Genomic DNA, 19401 nt, shown 5'->3' on the forward strand with positions numbered 1-19401 from the left:
TAGCAAGGATTACGGGCACCCTAGGGCGCTCTGCTGCGACACGCCAAATCCCCTGTCGGGTGAAAGTCCGGCCTCGGGTCGCGGCGCGGATCGCGGCACGGCACGGAGCCGTCAGGTCCGTGTGGGTGGTTCGCCGTACCGTGGAGACATGCGACCCGTCACCGATCTTCAGCGCACCGTCGCTCCTTTCGAGGTCATCTCCGACTACACACCCTCGGGCGACCAGCCGACAGCCATCGCCGAGCTCTCCGAGCGCCTGCGGGCGGGGGAGAAGGACGTCGTGCTGCTCGGTGCGACCGGGACCGGCAAGTCTGCGACGACGGCATGGCTGATCGAGGAGCTGCAGCGTCCGACGCTCGTCATGGCGCCGAACAAGACCCTGGCTGCGCAGCTCGCCACCGAGTTCCGCGAGCTGCTGCCCAACAACGCGGTCGAGTACTTCGTGTCGTACTACGACTACTACCAGCCCGAGGCGTACATCGCGCAGACGGACACCTACATCGAGAAGGACTCGTCGATCAACGACGAGGTCGAGCGTCTGCGGCACTCTGCGACGTCCTCGTTGCTGACCCGCAGGGACGTCGTGGTCGTGGCGTCGGTGTCGTGCATCTACGGCCTGGGGACGCCGCAGGAGTACGTCGACCGCATGGTCCGTCTCGACGTCGGCGACCAGGTCGAGCGCGACGTGATGCTGCGCCAGTTCGTCACCATGCAGTACACGCGCAACGACATGGCCTTCACGCGCGGCACGTTCCGGGTCCGGGGGGACACGGTCGAGATCATCCCGGTCTACGAGGAGCTCGCGATCCGTATCGAGTTCTTCGGCGACGAGATCGAGGCCATCCACCTTCTGCACCCGCTCACGGGCGACGTGGTGCGCTCCGAGCAGAGCGTCAACCTCTTCCCGGCCACGCACTACGTCGCCGGGCCGGAGCGCATGGAGCGGGCCATCACCTCGATCGAGTCCGAGCTCGAGCAGCGTCTGGCCGAGCTCGAGCGGCAGAACAAGCTTCTCGAGGCCCAGCGTCTGCGCATGCGCACCACGTACGACATCGAGATGATGCGCCAGATCGGGTCGTGCTCGGGCATCGAGAACTACTCGCGGCACATCGACGGCCGTGAGGCCGGGACGGCGCCGCACACGCTCCTCGACTACTTCCCCGAGGACTTCCTCCTCGTGATCGACGAGTCGCACGTGACCGTGCCCCAGATCGGGGCCATGTTCGAGGGCGACATGTCGCGCAAGCGCAACCTCGTCGACCACGGGTTCCGCCTGCCCAGCGCCATGGACAACCGGCCGTTGCGCTGGGAGGAGTTCGTCGAACGGATCGGGCAGACGGTCTACCTGTCGGCGACGCCGGGCAAGTACGAGCTCTCGATGTCGGACGGGGTCGTCGAGCAGATCATCCGGCCCACCGGGCTGGTCGACCCGGAGATCGTGGTCAAGCCGACCACGGGTCAGATCGACGACCTGCTCCACGAGATCCGTGAACGGGTCGAGCGCAACGAGCGCGTCCTGGTCACGACGCTCACCAAGAAGATGTCCGAGGACCTCACGGACTACTTCCTGGAGCGGGACGTGCGCGTCCGCTACCTGCACTCCGAGGTGGACACCTTGCGCCGCGTCGAGCTGCTCCGCGAGCTCCGCCTGGGCGAGTACGACGTCCTGGTCGGCATCAACCTGCTCCGCGAGGGGCTGGACCTCCCCGAGGTCTCGCTCGTCGCGATCCTGGACGCGGACAAGGAGGGGTTCCTGCGGTCGGGGACGTCGCTCATCCAGACGATCGGGCGCGCGGCCCGCAACGTCTCGGGCCAGGTGCACATGTACGCCGACAAGATCACCCCGGCCATGGCGCAGGCGATCGAGGAGACCACCCGACGTCGCGAGAAGCAGGTGGCGTACAACCTCGAGCACGGCGTGGACCCCACGCCGCTGCGCAAGAAGATCGCCGACGTCACGGACATGCTGGCGCGCGAGGACATCGACACGCAGGAGCTCCTCGCGGGTGGCTACCGCCAGCCGGGCAAGGGGAAGGCCCCCGTGCCGGGTGGGACCAAGGCGGGTGCGGCCACCAACCGGCTCGCCGGGGTCGCTGCGGGCGAGCTCGCCGACCTGATCCAGGAGCTGAGCGACCAGATGCACGGGGCGGCCGCCGAGCTCCAGTTCGAGCTCGCGGCGCGCCTGCGCGACGAGATCTCGGGTCTCAAGAAGGAGCTGCGTCAGATGCACTCCGCGACCGCCTGACGGGGATCCGCGTGCCGGCCCCAGGAGCGGGCCGGCACGCGCGGCGGGATGATCCCGCCGCCCATGACGGTTGTGGAAGGCGTGGGCGACTCGCGGCTGCGATGGCCTATGCTTGCTCGGTTGAAGGGGAGTATTCCCGAACACGGTGATGTCGTCATCACGGTCGACGCAATCGTCGGCCCGGTGTCACCGGTCCAGCACGGCTACCTCTCGCGACCGCCCTCGGGCCGGTCGGTGGTCGTCTACGGGCGGAAGAGACCTTCGGTACTCAGTGCTACGTACCGGAGGTATGTGTGATGGATGTTCCTGTCTGGATGTGGGCCGCGACGATCGGCATCATCGTCGCGATGCTGGCCTTCGACTTCGTGGGTCATGTCCGTACCCCCCACGCCCCGACCCTCAAGGAAGCCTCGTGGTGGTCGGCCGGCTACGTCGGCATCGCGATCCTCTTCGGCGTCGGGATCTGGGCCTACTTCGGCTCGGTCTACGGCGGGGAGTACTTCGCCGGGTACATCACCGAGAAGAGCCTGTCGGTCGACAACCTCTTCGTGTTCGTCCTGATCATGACGAGCTTCCGGGTCCCGCGGCTGTACCAGCAGAAGGTCCTGCTGATCGGCATCACGATCGCCCTGGTCCTGCGCACGATCTTCATCTTCCTGGGCGCCGCGCTCATCGAGAACTTCAGCTGGGTCTTCTACATCTTCGGTGCCTTCCTCATCTACACGGCCTACGCGCAGATCAAGAGCGCGCGGTCGCACGACGAGGAGGAGTACCAGGAGAACGCGGTCCTGCGCCTCACGCGTCGCCTCTTCCCGACGACGGACGCGTACGTCGAGGACAAGATGTTCACGACCATCTCCGGCAAGCGCTACATCACGCCCATGCTCATCGTGATGATCGCGATCGGCAGCGCCGACCTCCTGTTCGCGGTCGACTCGATCCCCGCGATCTTCGGCCTGACGCAGGAGACCTTCCTGGTCTTCGCGGCCAACGCGTTCTCGCTCCTGGGGCTGCGCCAGCTCTACTTCCTCATCGACGGCCTGCTGGACCGTCTCGTCTACCTCGCGTGGGGCCTGGCCGCGATCCTCGGCTTCATCGGGATCAAGCTCCTCATCCACGCGATGCACACCAACGAGATCCCCTTCATCAACGGTGGCGAGCACATCACCTTCCTGCCGGAGATCTCGACCGCCGTCTCGCTCGGCTTCATCGTGGTGACCCTCGCGATCACGACGATCGCGAGCCTCGCGAAGGACCGTAGCGACCGTCGTCGCCTGGAGAAGGAAACCTACTGATGCAGCACGAGCTCCCGTTCTGGTTCGAGGCGGCGTCGCTGACGTCTCTCGTCGTCCTCCTGCTCGTCGACCTGGTGATCGTGGGCCGTCGCCCGCACGTGCCGTCGATGAAGGAGAGCGGCCTGTGGGTGGCGTTCTACGTCGCCCTGGCACTGGTCTTCGGTGGGCTCGTCGCTCTCGTGGGCGGGAGCGCCCCGGCGGTCGAGTTCTACGCGGGCTGGCTCACCGAGTACAGCCTGTCGGTGGACAACCTCTTCGTGTTCGTCATCATCATGACGAGGTTCGCCGTACCCCGTGAGCACCAGCAGAAGGTCCTCATGGTGGGGATCATCGTGGCGCTCGTGCTGCGCGGCGCCTTCATCCTGGCGGGTGCGGCGATCATCGCGCAGTTCGTGTGGGTGTTCTACCTGTTCGGCGCGTTCCTGATCTACACCGCGATCAAGCTCGTCGCGGGCGGGGACGAACCGGAGGAGTACCAGGAGAACCGGATGATCCGCTCGCTGCGGCGGGTGCTTCCCCTGTCGCAGACGTACGACGGCGGCAGGCTGCGGACCGTGGTCGACGGCAAGAGGCTCTTCACGCCCATGCTCATCGTGTTCCTCGCGATCGGCAGCACGGACCTGCTGTTCGCGTTCGACTCGATCCCCGCGATCTTCGGCCTGACGCAGGACCCGTTCATCGTGTTCACGACGAACGTGTTCGCACTCATGGGGCTCCGTCAGCTCTACTTCCTGCTGGGTGGTCTCCTGGAGCGCCTGGTCTACCTGCCGATCGGCCTGGCGGTGATCCTGGGCTTCATCGGGGTCAAGCTGATCCTCGAGGCGCTCCACGAGAACACGCTGCCGTTCATCAACGGCGGGCACCACATCGAGGCCGTCCCCACGGTCCCGATCTGGCTCTCGCTCGTGGTGATCGTGGGAGCGCTCGGGGTCACGACGGTCGCGAGCCTGCTGCGCACGCGCGGCCAGGACAAGGCGGAGACCGTGCCCGACGACGTCGACGTGGCCTCCTAGTCGGCTCACCCGGCGCACGCTCGGCCCGGTAGGCCACGGCCCGCCTCCCCTCGGGGAGGCGGGCCGTCGTGCTGGGCGGGCTGAGTCGGGTGGCGGGCCCGGTCGTGCCGGGCAGGTCAGGGCGGCGCAGGCAGAGCCGCGGGCCGTCCCGGGTCAGACGCGGTCGGACCAGGGGCCGAGCACGGGAACCCAGGGACGGACCGTGCGACGCGTGATGACGTTCTCCCGGGCGAACGGGTCGGCGTCGAGCGTCTGGGCCACGCCCGCCTCGTCGGTGGCCTCGACCAGGAGGAGCGCCCCTGCGGGGTTGGCGACGTCCTGGGCGAGGGGACCGGACGCGAGCAGGGTGCCCTGCTCGAGCAGGTCGCCCAGGAAGGCACGGTGCTCGGGGCGGAACGCGTCGAGGACGGCGGGCTTGTCGGCGTACGTGTAGGTCACGGCGAAGATCGGCATGTCGCTCATTCAAGCACCTCGAACGGCACGGGCCGCCCGTGGTCCGCAGCCGCTGCTACCAGCCTCGTGCGCGCCACTCCTCGAGGTGGGGACGCTCGGTGCCGAGCGTCGTGTCCGCGCCGTGCCCGGGGTAGACCCACGTCGCGTCGTCGAACCTGTCGAAGAGCCTCTCGGTGACGTCGGCGTAGAGGAGTGCGAAGCGTCCAGGGTCCTGCTCGGTGTTGCCCACCCCGCCCGGGAAGAGCGAGTCTCCCGTGAACAGGTGTGCGCGCCCGGGGACGGCCCCGGGTGCGGTGGCGTGCTCGGGCTCGCGGTACGCGAGCGCGACCGACCCAGGTGTGTGGCCGCGCAGGGCGACGACCCCGAGGGTGAGGTGCCCGACGACGAGCGTGTCGCCGTCGTGCAGGGATCTGCCGACGCCGACCCCCGTGGCACGGGTGACGGCATCGGCGTCGGGTTCGCCGACCGCGACCGTGGCTCCCGTGACCGCCACGAGGGACGCGAGCGCGGCGATGTGGTCGCGGTGACGGTGCGTCGTGACGACCATGTCGAGGCGGGCCGAAGGCGAGCCCTCACGGACGAGCTCGGCGAGCCGGTCCGGTTCCGCAGCAGCATCCACCAGGAGCTGGGCTCCGCTCCTCCGGCAGGTCAGGAGGTAGGCGTTGTTGTGCGACGGCCCGACGGCGAGCTTGCGGACCTCGATCTCGTCCAGGACCCGCAGGTCGCTCGGACCTCCGACCGCGACGTCTCCGGTGTATCCCACGAGCCCTCCAGGTTGTTCCGGTCGGTAGCCGGCGGGGTGGCTGAACCGACGGCGCTCGGCTGGTCGTGTGACGAGCCTCTCGTCGAAGTCTGGCACGGCGAGCAGATGGCTCGGAGTGCTGGTCAGGGGCATGGCGCACGCGCCGTCGGCTCGCCGGTCGGGGCGACGCCGGTCGTCCGCGTCTCGAACAGGTGTGCGAATGTCAGGGGCGAGGCATACGATGCTTCGGTGAGCAATCGCCTTGTCATCGCTGGTGCCCGTGAGCACAACCTCCGCAACGTCGACCTCGACCTGCCGAGGGACCAGCTCATCGTCTTCACGGGGCTGTCGGGGTCCGGCAAGTCCTCTCTCGCGTTCGACACGATCTTCGCGGAGGGGCAGCGTCGGTACGTCGAGTCGTTGTCCGCCTACGCCCGTCAGTTCCTGGGGCAGATGGACAAGCCGGACGTCGACTTCATCGAGGGCCTCTCGCCCGCGGTATCGATCGACCAGAAGTCGACCAACCGCAACCCTCGCTCGACGGTCGGGACCATCACCGAGGTCTACGACTACCTCCGCCTGCTGTTCGCACGCGCCGGGACCCAGCACTGCCCCGTCTGCGGAGAGAAGGTCCAGGCCCAGACACCGCAGCAGATCGTCGACCGTCTCCTCGAGCTGCCGGAGGGGACTCGCTACCAGGTCCTCGCCCCCGTCGTGCGTGGCCGCAAGGGCGAGTACAGCGAGCTCTTCAAGGAGCTCCAGTCCAAGGGGTTCGCGCGTGCCCGCGTCGACGGCGAGGTCGTCCAGCTCACGGACCCGCCTGCGCTCGAGAAGAAGCTCAAGCACGACATCGAGGTCGTGATCGACCGCCTCGTCTCGCGCGAGGGCGTCCAGCGCCGGCTCACGGACTCCGTGGAGACTGCTCTCGGCCTCGCAGGTGGCCTCGTCGTGGTCGAGCTCGTGGACGCGGACGCCGACGACCCGCAGCGCGAGCGCCGGTTCTCCGAGAAGCGTGCGTGCCCCAACGACCACGAGCTCACGCTCGACGAGATCGAGCCGCGTACCTTCTCGTTCAACGCGCCCTACGGCGCGTGCCCCGAGTGCACGGGCATCGGGTTCCGGCTCGAGGTGGACCCGGACCTCGTGATCCCGGACGACGAGAAGTCGCTCGCCGAGGGAGCCGTCGCTCCCTGGGCCCAGATCTCCTCCGAGTACTTCAACCGCGTCCTGACCGCTCTCGCCTCGGACCTCGGATTCTCCATGGACGTGCCCTGGCGCGCCCTGCCGCAGCGCGCGCAGCAGGCCGTCCTCTACGGCCAGAACCACGAGGTCCACGTCCGCTACAAGAACCGCTGGGGCCGTGAGCGTCAGTACTCGACCGGCTTCGAGGGCGTCGTGACCTTCCTGGAGCGCCGTCACGGCGAGACCGAGTCGGAGTGGTCCAAGGAGAAGTACGAGGCGTACATGCGCGAGACGCCGTGCCCCGTCTGCCAGGGCACGCGACTCAAGCCTGAGGTCCTCGCGGTCAAGGTCGGCGACAAGTCGATCGCCGAGGTCTGCCGTCTGCCGCTGCGCGAGGCCGCGGCCTTCCTCGGCTCGCTCGAGCTCGGTACACGCCAGAAGGCCATCGCGACCGAGGTGCTCAAGGAGATCGACGCCCGCCTGGGCTTCCTGCTCGACGTGGGCCTCGACTACCTCTCGCTCGAGCGCCCCGCCGGGACCCTCTCGGGCGGTGAGGCGCAGCGCATCCGCCTCGCGACGCAGATCGGCTCGGGGCTCGTCGGCGTGCTGTACGTCCTCGACGAGCCGAGCATCGGTCTGCACCAGCGGGACAACCGGCGGCTCATCGACACGCTCACCCGGCTGCGCGACCTGGGCAACACGCTCATCGTCGTCGAGCACGACGAGGACACCATCCGTGCCGCCGACTGGATCGTGGACATCGGCCCCGGGGCGGGGGAGCACGGCGGGCGCGTGATCCACTCGGGCGACTACGCGGGACTCCTCGAGGCCCCCGAGTCCGTCACGGGTGCCTACCTCGCCGGGCGCCGCAGCATCCCCCTGCCGGCGACGCGTCGTCCCGTGGACAAGAGCCGTCAGGTCACGGTCATCGGTGCGCGCGAGCACAACCTCGAGGGCATCGACGTGAGCTTCCCGCTCGGCACGCTGACCGCGGTCACGGGGGTCTCTGGCTCGGGCAAGTCCACGCTCGTCAACTCGATCCTCTACACGGTGCTCGCGAACGAGCTCAACGGGGCACGGCAGGTCGCCGGCCGGCACCGGCGCATCACCGGGCTCGAGAACCTCGACAAGGTGGTCCACGTCGACCAGGGGCCCATCGGGCGCACGCCGCGGTCCAACCCTGCGACGTACACGGGGGTCTGGGACCACGTCCGCAAGCTCTTCGCGGAGACCAGCGAGGCCAAGGTGCGGGGTTACACACCCGGCCGGTTCTCGTTCAACGTCAAGGGCGGGCGCTGCGAGGCGTGCTCGGGCGACGGGACCATCAAGATCGAGATGAACTTCCTGCCGGACGTCTACGTCCCGTGCGAGGTCTGCCACGGTGCCCGCTACAACCGCGAGACGCTCGAGGTGCACTTCAAGGGCAAGACCGTCGCCGACGTGCTCGACATGCCCATCGAGGAGGCGTCGGAGTTCTTCGCCGCGGTGCCCACGATCTCGCGGCATCTCAAGACGCTCTCCGAGGTCGGTCTGGGGTACGTGCGCCTGGGACAGCCCGCGCCTACGCTCTCGGGCGGCGAGGCGCAGCGCGTCAAGCTGGCCAGCGAGCTGCAGAAGCGCTCGACGGGCCGCACCATCTACGTGCTGGACGAGCCCACGACGGGACTGCACTTCGAGGACATCCGCAAGCTCCTCGCGGTGCTCCAGTCGCTCGTGGACAAGGGCAACTCGGTGCTCGTGATCGAGCACAACCTGGACGTCATCAAGAACGCCGACTGGGTCATCGACATGGGTCCTGAGGGCGGATCGGGCGGAGGCCGGGTCATCGCCGAGGGCACGCCCGAGCAGGTGGCGGCCGTCGCCGCGAGCCACACGGGCCGCTTCCTCGCCGAGGTGCTCCCGGGGGACCCGATCCCGGTCGCGCCGCTGCCCAAGAAGGCCGCGGCAGCCAAGGCGCCCGCTGCCAAGGCGCCTCGGAAGACTCCGGTGCGCAAGGCAACGGCCGCGGCCTCGAAGTCCTCGGCGGCCGTGAAGGCGTCGGTGGATGCATCCGACGACGACGCACGCGAGAGCGCCTGACGCGCGGCGTCGCGCTCACGCAGCCGGGCGGTCAGGCTGCGTGCGTGCGCAGCGGCGCGGGTTCGAGCAGCACCGGGAAGTTCACGGACCGGGCCAGGAAGCAGTGGTCGTGAGCCCGGCGGTGGACCTCGGCGACGGCCTCGTCGGTGACCTGGGGCCCGTCGTCGACGACGACGTGCGGGTGCAGCGTGACGTCGGTGAACTGACCGGCCCCCGCCGACTCGACGCGCATGGTGCCGGTGACCTCGTCCGAGTACTCGCGCACCACGATCCCCGCGGCCGAGGCGAGGTGCAGGAACCACAGCATGTGGCACTGCGAGAGGCTCGCGACGAACAGTTCCTCGGGGCTGTACCGACCGGGGTCTCCGCGGAACGCCGGGTCGGCGGACCCCGGGAGCGTCGGGCGACCCGCGAGGTCTATCTCGTGGTCGCGGCTGTACGCGGTGTAGGTCGTGGTTCCGGTCTGGCCTGCGCCGGTCCAGCGGACGGTCGCGGCATAGGAGTGAAGGGCGCCCATGCGGTCACCCTAGCGCCACGGGCCGTCGCATGTGTGACGGGCGTCACGGTGGACGGGTCCGGTCGCGGGGCACCCGGGGTGTGGGTGGGCTGACCTAGGCTGGCGGACATGGCAGATCCGTCCTCGTACCGCCCCGCCCCGGGAGAGATCCCCACGTCGCCCGGTGTCTACCGGTTCCGCGACGAGCACGGTCGCGTGATCTACGTGGGCAAGGCCAAGAACCTGCGGGCACGTCTCGGGAGCTACTTCCAGGACCTGACGAACCTCCACTACCGCACCCAGACCATGGTGACCACGGCCGCGTCGGTCGAGTGGACGGTGGTCGGGACCGAGGTCGAGGCGCTCGCGCTCGAGTACTCGTGGATCAAGGAGTTCGACCCGCGCTTCAACGTCAAGTACCGGGACGACAAGTCCTACCCCTACCTGGCCGTGACGCTGGGCGAGCAGTTCCCCCGGGCACAGGTCATGCGCGGCGCCAAGCGCCCCGGGACGCGGTATTTCGGCCCCTACGGGCACGCCTGGGCGATCCGCGAGACCCTCGACCTCCTGCTGCGGGTCTTCCCGGTGCGCACGTGCTCCGCAGGGGTCTTCAAGCGGGCCCAGCAGACCGGGCGCCCGTGCCTGCTCGGGTACATCGACAAGTGCTCGGCGCCGTGCGTGGGACGCATCAGCCCCGAGGACCATCACGCGCTCGCCGAGGACTTCTGCGACTTCATGGCCGGCGACACGGCCAAGTTCATCCGCCGGGTCGAGGCGAAGATGAAGGAGGCAGCTGCCGCGATGGAGTACGAGCAGGCGGCACGCCTGCGCGACGACATCATCGCGCTCGAGCGCGCCATGGAGAAGAACGCCGTGGTGCTCGGGGACGCGACCGACGCGGACATCTTCGCCCTGGCCGGCGACGAGCTCGAGGCCGCGGTCCAGGTCTTCCACGTCCGCGGCGGGCGCATCCGTGGTCAGCGTGGCTGGATCGTCGAGAAGGTCGAGGACGTGACGGACGCGGAGCTCGTCGAGCACCTCCTCCAGCAGGTCTACGGCTCGGCCGACGAGTCGTTGGGCGACTCCTCCACGCCGTCGTCGAGCGTCGTGCCCCGCGAGGTGCTCGTGCCGGTCCTTCCTCCGGACACCGAGCAGGTCGTGTCCTGGCTCACGGGGCTCCGCGGCGCCAAGGTGGACGTCCGGGTGCCCCAGCGCGGGGACAAGCGCGAGCTCGCCGCCACGGTGCACAAGAACGCGGAGCACGCCCTCGCGCTGCACCGCACGCGCCGAGCCGGCGACCTGACCACGCGCAGCCAGGCGCTGCGGGAGATCCAGGAGGCCCTGGGCCTCGAGACCGCGCCGCTGCGCATCGAGTGCTACGACGTGTCCACGACGCAGGGAACCCACCAGGTCGCGTCGATGGTCGTGTTCGAGGACGGGCTCGCGCGCAAGAGCGAGTACCGGCACTTCGCGATCCGTGGGCCCGAGGGCCTGGGAGCGCGCGACGACACGGCCGCGATGCACGAGGTCATCACGCGCCGCTTCAAGCGCTATCTCGCGGACCGGTCGCAGGCGAGCGACGTGGAGATGGACCTGGGGGCTGACGAGGACACTGCGCAGGACGCGGACGCCGTGGCCGCAGGCTACGTCCCCCGGTCGGGCGAGGTCGGGGCCGACGCCCCGGCGGGCCGCGCAGCACGCTTCGCGTACCCGCCCAACCTCGTCGTGGTCGACGGTGGTCCGCCCCAGGTCGCGGCCGCCGCCCGGGCGCTCGCCGAGCTCGGGATCGACGACGTCGCCCTGTGCGGGCTCGCGAAGCGCCTCGAGGAGGTGTGGCTGCCCGGCGAGGACTACCCTGTGATCCTGCAGCGCAGCTCCGAGGGCCTCTACCTGCTCCAGCGCGTGCGCGACGAGGCGCACCGGTTCGCGATCTCCTACCACCGCAAGAAGCGTGGCAAGGCCATGACCGTCTCGGTCCTGGACGACGTGCCCGGCCTCGGGCCCGCGCGCAAGAAGTCCCTCCTCACGCACTTCGGTTCGCTCAAGCGGCTGCGGGCCGCGTCCGCCGAGGAGATCGCGACCGTGCCTGGCATGGGGGCCGCGACGGCCGCAGCCGTCGTCGCCGCGCTCGGCCCCGACCCGCAGCCGGCCCCGCCCGCCCCCGAAGGGGAGAGCGGGTCACCGACCGTCGGGCAGCCGACCACCGCGACGACCGCGAGCCGGTCCGGGACGGCGAGCGACGCCGTCGGGCGCGAGGAACGGAGCGGATCGGACACGCCCGGGGCGCCCCCCGCGACGAGCGGGGCCGTCCCCGCATGACCGGCTGGCATGCTGGGAGCATGAGCACCGAACCCTCGCCGACGACCGTCCCCCAGGGAATCCCCGCGATCGAGGCGACCACCCCCGCGCCCGAGCGCTCGGACGCCGAGGTCCTCGTCATCACCGGTATGTCCGGGGCAGGGCGCACGCGTGCTGCCGCGGTCCTCGAGGACCTCGACTGGTACGTCGTGGACAACATGCCGCCCAAGATGCTCGTGCCGCTCGTCGACATGATGACGCGCGCGGGGTCGAGCGTGCAGCGCATCGCCGCGGTCGTCGACGTCCGCGGAGGCGGGTTCTTCACCGATCTGCTCGACGTCCTCAAGCACCTGCGGGACGCCGGCGTCTTCTACCGGATCCTGTTCCTCGACGCGTCCGACGAGGTGCTCGTCCGACGGTACGAGCAGGTCCGTCGTCCCCACCCCCTCCAGGGCGGGGGCCGGATCCTCGACGGGATCGCCGAGGAGCGACGGCTCGTCGCGAGCGTCGAGGAGCGCGCCGACGTCGTCATCGACACCTCGGACCTCAACGTCCACGACCTGGCGCGGGAGGTCCGCGCAGCCGTGGCCGAAGGCACGCCGGACGCGCTGCGGATCAACATCGTCTCGTTCGGCTTCAAGTACGGGATCCCGCTCGACGCGGACCACGTCGTCGACATGCGGTTCCTCGCGAACCCCTACTGGATCACCGAGCTCCGCCACCTGACGGGCCGCGACAAGCCCGTCCGCGACTACGTCCTGGCGCGCCCGGGGGCCCTCGAGTTCATCGACCGGTACGTGAGCGCGCTCGAGCCCGTCCTGTCCGGCTACCTCGCCGAGGAGAAGCGCTACGTGACGATCGCCGTCGGCTGCACGGGTGGCAAGCACCGCTCGGTCGCGGTCTCGGAGGAGCTCGCCAAGAAGCTCCGGGCGCTGGGCCAGCGCGTGACCGTGACCGCCCGAGACCTCGGCAAGGAGTAGGCGTGTCCCTCATCAACCCCGCGGTCGTGGCGCTCGGTGGAGGACACGGGCTGTCGGCGACGCTGTCCTCGCTGCGGCTCATGACGGACCGCATCACCGCGGTCGTGACCGTCGCGGACGACGGCGGATCCTCCGGGAGGCTCCGCTCCGAGCTCGGCGTGCTGCCCCCGGGAGACCTCCGGATGGCGCTCGCGGCCCTGTGCGACGACTCCGAGTGGGGGCGGACCTGGAGCGCGGTCCTGCAGCACCGGTTCTCCTCGAGCGGCGACCTGGACCAGCACGCGGTCGGGAACCTGCTCATCGTGGCTCTCTGGGAGCTCCTGGAGGACCCCGTGGCCGGGCTCGACTGGGTCGGCAAGCTGCTCGGCGCCCGCGGCCGGGTGCTGCCCATGGCCGCCGTGCCGCTCGGCATCGAGGCGGACGTGCGCACGGGGGACGGGCTCTCGACGATCGTGGGCCAGAGCCAGGTCGCCGTGACGCACGAGCGGATCGAGCAGCTGCGCCTGGTCCCGCCGGACCCGCCCGCGTGCCCCGAGGCCGTCGAGGCGGTGATGGCGGCGGACTGGGTGATCCTCGGCCCGGGCTCCTGGTACTCCTCGGTCATGCCTCATCTGCTCGTCCCCGACCTCGCGCACGCGCTGCACGAGACCGCGGCCCGGCGCTGCGTCGTGCTCAACCTCTCGAGCGACTCGGGCGAGACCTACGGGCTCACGGCGACCGACCACCTGGAGGCTCTGCACAAGCACGCGCCCGGGCTGCGGATCGACGCCGTGGTCGCCGACCCGAGCGCGGTCGAGGACATCGGGCTGCTGGCCGACGAGTCGGCGCGCATGGGCGCGCGCCTCCTGCTCCGGCAGGTCGGGCGTTCCGACGGGACCCCGCGGCACGACGCGCTGCGCCTCGCCGCGGCCTTGCGGGACGTCTTCGACGGCTTCCTCGGCGACGTGGGGACGACGACGCACTGACGGCCCACCCTCGTGGGGGAGTGCGGTCACGATCGTTGCTCGTTGATGGGAGGATGTCGCCATGGCTTTGACGGCACAGGTGAAGGACGAGCTCGCGCGACTCAAGGTGGACAAGACCTCCTGCCGCAAGGCGGAGGTCTCGGCCATGCTGCGATTCTCCGGTGGGTTGCACATCATCTCCGGTCGCATCGTGATCGAGGCCGAGCTGGACACGGCGATCGCCGCGCGCCGCCTCCGGCAGACGATCAGCGACGTGTACGGGCACACGAGCGAGCTGATCGTGGTCTCGGCCGGCGGTCTGCGTCGGGGGAGCCGCTACGTGGTGCGGGTCGTCAAGGACGGCGAGTCGCTCGCCCGTCAGACGGGCCTGCTCGACAACCGTGGCCGGCCCGTGCGCGGGCTCCCGCCGCAGGTGGTGTCCGCGGGGGTCGGCGAGGCCGAGGCCGCGTGGCGCGGCGCGTTCCTCGCCCACGGCTCGCTGACCGAGCCCGGTCGTTCGTCCGCGCTCGAGGTCACGTGCCCTGGGCCCGAGGCGGCGCTCGCCCTGGTCGGCGCGGCGCGACGCCTGGGCATCTCCGCCAAGGCGCGCGAGGTCCGCGGGGTGGACCGGGTGGTCATCCGCGACGGCGAGGCCATCAGCGCGATGCTCACGCGGCTGGGCGCCCACGAGACCGTGGTCGTCTGGGAGGAGCGGCGCCAGCGGCGCGAGGTGCGCGGCACGGCCAACCGGCTCGCGAACTTCGACGACGCCAACCTCCGACGCTCGGCCCGCGCTGCCGTCGCGGCCGGGGCCCGTGTCGAGCGAGCCTTCGAGATCCTCGGGCCCGACCTGCCAGACCACCTGCGCGAGGCCGGCGAGCTGCGCCTCGCGCACAAGCAGGCGTCGCTCGAGGAGCTGGGCCAGCTCGCCGTGCCGCCGCTGACCAAGGACGCCGTGGCGGGCCGTATCCGACGCCTGCTCTCGACAGCCGACAAGCGCGCTGCGGAGCTGGGCATCCCCGACACCGAGGCGGGTCTGAGCCCCGACCTGCTCGACGTCTGAGCACCAGGCCCACCGGGCCGACGAGGGGCGCGCACCGCACGGTGCGCGCCCTTCGTCGCGCTGAGGGAGGCGAGCAGGCCGGGGCGCGGTCCGGTCGCTGCCGCCTTGCTGGTGTGACGTGCGTCTCGGGCCTTGATCACGTTCCCACGCTTCGTGCAAGGTCGTCTCAGATCAGGCCTCAGGTCACGTGTTGGGGCGCTTTGGGTATAGGCTCGGGGATGTCAGGTGACAAAGACGTGCTCCTTCACTGAGGTCTTCGGGACCCCGTTGAGTCGCAGCTGTCGCTGAGGCCCTCCGAGTTCCCGGGTATCACGCCGTCAGGCATTCAGTGGGGGAGTACTTCGCCGTTCACCACCTACGTACGCCGTAGTACGTGATCGTTCGGCATCAACCGTGTGCGTCGGGAACACCGGCGCGCCCTGAGGAGGGCATTGTGACCATCCGCGTCGGTATCAACGGCTTCGGTCGTATCGGACGTAACTTCTTCCGCGCCATCATTGCGTCGGGGGCGGACATCGAGATCGTGGGTGTCAACGACCTCACGGACAACAAGACGCTCGCGCACCTGCTGAAGTACGACACCGTCCTGGGTCGTTTCCCGCTGAGCGTCGACTTCGACGAGAACAACATCATCGTCGACGGCAAGGCCATCCGCGCCCTCGAAGAGCGCGACCCGGCGAACCTGCCCTGGGGCGAGCTCGGTGCTGACATCGTCATCGAGTCGACCGGCTTCTTCACCGACGCCACCAAGGCGAAGGCCCACATCGAGGCCGGCGCCAAGAAGGTCATCATCTCCGCTCCGGCGAAGAACGAGGACGGCACGTTCGTCGTCGGCGTGAACCACGAGCAGTACGACCCCGCGACGCAGCACATCATCTCCAACGCGTCGTGCACCACGAACTGCCTCGCCCCGATGGCCAAGGCCCTCAACGACGCGATCGGCATCGAGCGCGGTCTCATGACCACGATCCACGCGTACACGGGTGACCAGAACCTGCAGGACGGCCCCCACAAGGACCTGCGTCGCGCCCGTGCGGCCGCGCAGAACATCGTCCCCACCTCGACCGGTGCGGCCAAGGCCGTCGCTCTCGTGCTCCCCGAGCTCAAGGGCAAGCTCGACGGCTTCGCGATGCGCGTCCCCGTCATCACGGGCTCGGCCACCGACCTCACCTTCACCGCCTCGAAGGAGGTCACGGTCGAGGAGGTCAACGCCGCGGTCAAGGCTGCTGCCGAGGGCCCGCTCAAGGGCGTCCTCAAGTACGTCGACGACGACATCGTCTCGTCGGACATCGTCACGGACCCGCACACCTCGATCTTCGACTCGAAGCTCACCAAGGTGAGCGGCGACCTGGTCAAGGTCGTCGCCTGGTACGACAACGAGTGGGGCTACTCCAGCTCGCTCGTCTCGCTCACGCAGTACGTGGGTGCTCGTCTCTGATCTCCGTCCTTCGTGACGTGAGGTGAATTCTGCGTCCGCGTGCGTGGCCGGCCCTGTTGGCCGCCCATGCACGCGGACGCAGTCATGTGTGACGTGACCTGTTTCGACCTGTTCAGACCAGGAGTGTGCTCATGAAGACCATCGACTCTCTCGGCGACCTGCGCGGCAAGCGCGTGCTCGTCCGCTCGGACTTCAACGTCCCCCTCGACGGGACGACCATCACGGACGACGGCCGCATCCGCGCCGCGCTCCCCACGCTCAAGCGTCTGACCGACGCCGGTGCGAAGGTCGTCGTGACCGCGCACCTCGGGCGCCCCAAGGGTGAGCCGGACGCCAAGTACTCGCTCGCCCCCGTCGCGGCCCGCCTCGGTGAGCTCCTCGGCGCCCCGGTGACGCTCGCAGCCGACACGGTCGGCGAGTCCGCCCGCGCCACGGTCGCCGCGCTCGGCGATGGCGAGGTCGCGCTGCTCGAGAACATCCGCTTCGATGCTCGCGAGACCTCGAAGGTCGACGCCGAGCGCGAGGCGCTCGCCGCAGACCTCGCAGAGCTCGCGGACGCGTACGTCTCCGACGGCTTCGGCGTCGTGCACCGCAAGCAGGCCTCGGTCTACGACATCGCCAAGGTGCTGCCGTCCGCAGTGGGCGAGCTCGTCCTCAAGGAGGTCGACTCCCTGAAGAAGGCGACCGAGGACCCCGCGCGCCCCTACGTCGTCGTGCTCGGCGGCTCGAAGGTCTCCGACAAGCTCGGTGTCATCGCCAACCTGCTGACCAAGGCGGACCGCCTGCTCATCGGTGGCGGCATGGTCTTCACGTTCCTCGCGGCCAAGGGCTACTCGGTGGGCAACTCGCTCCTCGAGACGGACCAGATCGAGACGGTCAAGGGCTACCTCGCGGACGCCGAGAAGGCGGGCGTCGAGATCGTCCTGCCGACCGACATCCTCGCCGCGGACTCGTTCGCCGCCGACTCGCCCTACGAGGTCGTGCCCGCGGACGCGATCCCCGACGGCAAGATCGGCCTGGACATCGGCCCCGAGTCGGCCAAGCTCTTCGCGAGCAAGATCGTCGACGCCAAGACGGTCGTCTGGAACGGCCCCGCGGGCGTCTTCGAGTTCGAGGCGTTCTCGGGCGGCACGCGTGCCGTCGCGCAGGCTCTGGTCGACGCGACCGCGAACGGTGCGTTCACGATCGTCGGTGGTGGCGACTCCGCCGCAGCCGTGCGCATCCTCGGCTTCGACGAGGCCGGCTTCAGCCACATCTCGACCGGTGGCGGCGCGAGCCTGGAGTTCCTCGAGGGCAAGTCCCTCCCGGGGCTCGCAGTCCTCGAGGCCTGACCCCCACCACCGCAGCCTCACGGCTCACAGAAGGTAGACACACCATGACTGATGCACGTACCCCGCTCATCGCGGGCAACTGGAAGATGAACCTGGACCACCAGGAGGCCATCCACACGGTCCAGAAGCTCGCCTGGGCCCTCAAGGACGCCAAGCACGACTTCTCGGCCGTCGAGGTCACGGTGCTCGCACCGTTCACGGACCTCCGCAGCGTGCAGACGCTCGTCGACGCCGACAAGCTCGAGCTGACCTACGGCGCGCAGGACGTCTCGCAGCACGTCTCGGGCGCCTACACGGGCGAGATCTCGCCCGTGTTCCTGAGCAAGCTGGGCGTGACCTACGTCGCGATCGGCCACTCGGAGCGCCGCCAGTACCACGGCGAGGACGATGCGCTCGTCAACGCCAAGTCGAAGGCCGCGCTGGCCCACGGCCTGATCCCGATCATCTGCGTGGGCGAGGCGCTCGAGATCCGCAAGGCCGGCGAGCAGGTCTCATACACCCTCGCACAGGTCGACGGCGCCCTCGAGGGCCTCTCGGCCGAGGACGCCGCCAAGGTCGTCATCGCGTACGAGCCGGTCTGGGCCATCGGCACGGGCGAGGTCGCCACCCCGCAGGACGCTCAGGAGGTCGCGGGCGCGATCCGTGCCCGGCTCGCCGAGCTCTACTCGGCCGAGGTCGCCGACGCCGTGCGCGTCCTGTACGGCGGTTCGGTCAAGTCCTCGTCGATCGCCGAGCTCATGAAGGAGCAGGACGTCGACGGTGCACTGGTCGGTGGCGCGAGCCTCGACCCCGAGGAGTTCGCGAAGATCGCGCGCTTCCAGTCGCACCAGACCGGGGCCTGATTCCCCTCGCTGCCGGGTCGCGCCGCACGCGCGCCCCGGCAGCGCGGCCACCGCTGGTGCGGTGGTCGGAGCCGAGCGGACGAGCGCCGGTTCCCTGCACGACCGGGCGACGTGGCCCGCAGTGCGGAACGGTTCGTCGGAACGGCCCCTCGTCACCTACCCTTGTCCTCTGTGCCGCACCTGCACCCGCAGGTCGGTCCAGGACACCCGTGCGGTCCCTCTCGACTTCTCGACGTGGACCCAAAGAGCCAAGGACGTACTCGTGGACGCGCTGCGCATCATTCTTCAGATCCTGCTGGTCATCACCAGCGGCTTCTTGACCCTGCTCGTGCTCATGCACAAGGGCAAGGGCGGCGGCCTCTCGGACATGTTCGGTGGCGGCATCTCGAGCAGCGCCGGCAGCTCCGGCGTGGCCGAGCGCAACCTGAACCGCATCACGATCACGTTCGCGATCACCTGGACCGTCGTGATCATCCTCCTGGGGCTCATCCAGAAGGTCAGCTGACCCTCGCCGCTCCGGCGGCAGGGGAGTGGAACCGGCCCGGGTCACGGTCCGGTCGGAAGTCGGGGGAGTGAAGTCGTGGCTGGTGGCAGTGCTATCAAGGGGTCTCGCGTCGGGGCAGGCCCGCTCGGAGAGACGGAACGGGGCGACGTCGCCCCGCGCATCTGGGTCTCCTACTGGTGTGCCAACGGGCACGAGACGCGCCCCAGCTTCTCCTCCGAGGTGGAGATCGTCACCCCTGAGACCTGGGACTGCCCGCGCTGCGGTCTGCCCGGGGGGCAGGATCAGGCGAACCCGCCGAGCGCGCTGCGCAACGAGCCCTACAAGACGCACCTCGCGTACGTGAAGGAGCGCCGCAGCGACGAGGACGGCGTGGCCCTCCTCGACGAGGCGCTCGCCGCGCTGCGCGCCCGTCGTAGCCGCCGCTAGCCCTGCCGGTCCGGTGGTGGGCGCACGCGCCCCGGCAGTGACCGGAAGGTGCCCGTCCGGCGTCCGGCG

At 69.7% G+C, this 19401-nt stretch carries 16 protein-coding genes; 13 read left to right on the top strand and 3 right to left on the bottom strand.

Going from position 1 to position 19401, the window contains the following annotated elements; all coding sequences use genetic code 11:
- Positions 1-148 precede the first annotated feature (148 nt).
- The 3 genes from uvrB (at position 149) to ASE27_RS13890 (ending at position 4553) form a co-directional block, all read left to right on the top strand.
- Positions 149-2245: an excinuclease ABC subunit UvrB gene (uvrB, locus tag ASE27_RS13880; RefSeq protein ID WP_056651558.1), complete on the top strand. Its 2097-nt coding sequence runs from the start codon at positions 149-151 to the stop codon at positions 2243-2245.
- 296 nt (positions 2246-2541) lie between these two features.
- On the top strand, positions 2542-3540 hold the full coding sequence (locus ASE27_RS13885; RefSeq protein WP_056651560.1) for a TerC family protein: 999 nt from the start codon (positions 2542-2544) through the stop codon (positions 3538-3540).
- The gene (locus tag ASE27_RS13890) at positions 3540-4553 is read left to right on the top strand and encodes a TerC family protein (protein WP_056651563.1); all 1014 of its coding nucleotides are present in this window, start codon (positions 3540-3542) and stop codon (positions 4551-4553) included. Before ASE27_RS13885 ends, ASE27_RS13890 begins: the two co-directional genes overlap by 1 nt.
- Before the next feature lie 153 nt (positions 4554-4706).
- Here ASE27_RS13890 and ASE27_RS13895 read toward each other — a convergent pair whose 3' ends face one another.
- A complete protein-coding gene (locus ASE27_RS13895) occupies positions 4707-5015 on the bottom strand; it encodes a YciI family protein (protein WP_369819019.1) in 309 nt (102 codons plus the stop codon).
- A 46-nt stretch (positions 5016-5061) separates the two neighbouring features.
- Positions 5062-5769: an MBL fold metallo-hydrolase gene (locus ASE27_RS13900; protein WP_056651566.1), complete on the bottom strand. Its 708-nt coding sequence runs from the start codon at positions 5767-5769 to the stop codon at positions 5062-5064.
- Positions 5770-5997: 228 nt separating this feature from the next.
- Here ASE27_RS13900 and uvrA point away from each other — a divergent pair, with 228 nt between their 5' ends.
- Positions 5998-9009: an excinuclease ABC subunit UvrA gene (gene uvrA, locus ASE27_RS13905; protein ID WP_056651569.1), complete on the top strand. Its 3012-nt coding sequence runs from the start codon at positions 5998-6000 to the stop codon at positions 9007-9009.
- Between the two features lie 31 nt (positions 9010-9040).
- Here the strand turns inward: uvrA and ASE27_RS13910 are convergent, their stop codons facing one another.
- Positions 9041-9526: an OsmC family protein gene (locus ASE27_RS13910; protein WP_056651572.1), complete on the bottom strand. Its 486-nt coding sequence runs from the start codon at positions 9524-9526 to the stop codon at positions 9041-9043.
- A 108-nt stretch (positions 9527-9634) separates the two neighbouring features.
- Between ASE27_RS13910 and uvrC the strand changes: the two genes are divergently transcribed.
- The 9 genes from uvrC to ASE27_RS13955 all read left to right on the top strand — a co-directional run bounded on the left by uvrC (position 9635) and on the right by ASE27_RS13955 (position 19332).
- On the top strand, positions 9635-11824 hold the full coding sequence (gene uvrC / locus ASE27_RS13915; protein ID WP_082608940.1) for an excinuclease ABC subunit UvrC: 2190 nt from the start codon (positions 9635-9637) through the stop codon (positions 11822-11824).
- A gap of 20 nt (positions 11825-11844) precedes the next feature.
- A complete protein-coding gene (gene rapZ, locus ASE27_RS13920; protein WP_056652225.1) occupies positions 11845-12783 on the top strand; it encodes an RNase adapter RapZ in 939 nt (312 codons plus the stop codon).
- Between the two features lie 11 nt (positions 12784-12794).
- A complete protein-coding gene (yvcK, locus tag ASE27_RS13925) occupies positions 12795-13748 on the top strand; it encodes a uridine diphosphate-N-acetylglucosamine-binding protein YvcK (RefSeq protein WP_157257654.1) in 954 nt (317 codons plus the stop codon).
- A 61-nt stretch (positions 13749-13809) separates the two neighbouring features.
- Positions 13810-14790 (top strand): DNA-binding protein WhiA, encoded by a 981-nt coding sequence (gene whiA, locus ASE27_RS13930; RefSeq protein ID WP_056651577.1) that lies wholly within the window; start codon positions 13810-13812, stop codon positions 14788-14790.
- A gap of 433 nt (positions 14791-15223) precedes the next feature.
- Positions 15224-16228, top strand: a complete 1005-nt coding sequence (gap, locus tag ASE27_RS13935; RefSeq protein ID WP_056651581.1) for a type I glyceraldehyde-3-phosphate dehydrogenase — start codon at positions 15224-15226, stop codon at positions 16226-16228.
- Between the two features lie 131 nt (positions 16229-16359).
- Positions 16360-17559 (top strand): phosphoglycerate kinase, encoded by a 1200-nt coding sequence (gene pgk / locus ASE27_RS13940; protein ID WP_056651583.1) that lies wholly within the window; start codon positions 16360-16362, stop codon positions 17557-17559.
- Positions 17560-17603: 44 nt separating this feature from the next.
- Positions 17604-18401 carry a triose-phosphate isomerase gene (tpiA, locus tag ASE27_RS13945; RefSeq protein ID WP_056651586.1) on the top strand — a complete coding sequence of 266 codons (798 nt, stop codon included), beginning with the start codon at positions 17604-17606 and terminating at the stop codon, positions 18399-18401.
- Positions 18402-18663: 262 nt separating this feature from the next.
- A complete protein-coding gene (gene secG, locus ASE27_RS13950; RefSeq protein WP_056651589.1) occupies positions 18664-18906 on the top strand; it encodes a preprotein translocase subunit SecG in 243 nt (80 codons plus the stop codon).
- Positions 18907-18981: 75 nt separating this feature from the next.
- On the top strand, positions 18982-19332 hold the full coding sequence (locus ASE27_RS13955; RefSeq protein WP_056651591.1) for an RNA polymerase-binding protein RbpA: 351 nt from the start codon (positions 18982-18984) through the stop codon (positions 19330-19332).
- Positions 19333-19401: the final 69 nt, after the last annotated feature.

Origin of the sequence: Oerskovia sp. Root918 (assembly GCF_001428945.1) — a bacterium.
Taxonomy (GTDB): Bacteria; Actinomycetota; Actinomycetes; order Actinomycetales; family Cellulomonadaceae; genus Oerskovia; species Oerskovia enterophila.

Coding starts and splice junctions, on each gene's coding strand:
- uvrB (WP_056651558.1), top strand. CDS start 149: ATGCGACCCGTCACCGATCTTCAGCGCACCGTCGCTCCTTTCGAGGTC.
- ASE27_RS13885 (WP_056651560.1), top strand. CDS start 2,542: ATGGATGTTCCTGTCTGGATGTGGGCCGCGACGATCGGCATCATCGTC.
- ASE27_RS13890 (WP_056651563.1), top strand. CDS start 3,540: ATGCAGCACGAGCTCCCGTTCTGGTTCGAGGCGGCGTCGCTGACGTCT.
- ASE27_RS13895 (WP_369819019.1), bottom strand. CDS start 5,015: ATGAGCGACATGCCGATCTTCGCCGTGACCTACACGTACGCCGACAAG.
- ASE27_RS13910 (WP_056651572.1), bottom strand. CDS start 9,526: ATGGGCGCCCTTCACTCCTATGCCGCGACCGTCCGCTGGACCGGCGCA.
- uvrC (WP_082608940.1), top strand. CDS start 9,635: ATGGCAGATCCGTCCTCGTACCGCCCCGCCCCGGGAGAGATCCCCACG.
- rapZ (WP_056652225.1), top strand. CDS start 11,845: ATGAGCACCGAACCCTCGCCGACGACCGTCCCCCAGGGAATCCCCGCG.
- whiA (WP_056651577.1), top strand. CDS start 13,810: ATGGCTTTGACGGCACAGGTGAAGGACGAGCTCGCGCGACTCAAGGTG.
- pgk (WP_056651583.1), top strand. CDS start 16,360: ATGAAGACCATCGACTCTCTCGGCGACCTGCGCGGCAAGCGCGTGCTC.
- tpiA (WP_056651586.1), top strand. CDS start 17,604: ATGACTGATGCACGTACCCCGCTCATCGCGGGCAACTGGAAGATGAAC.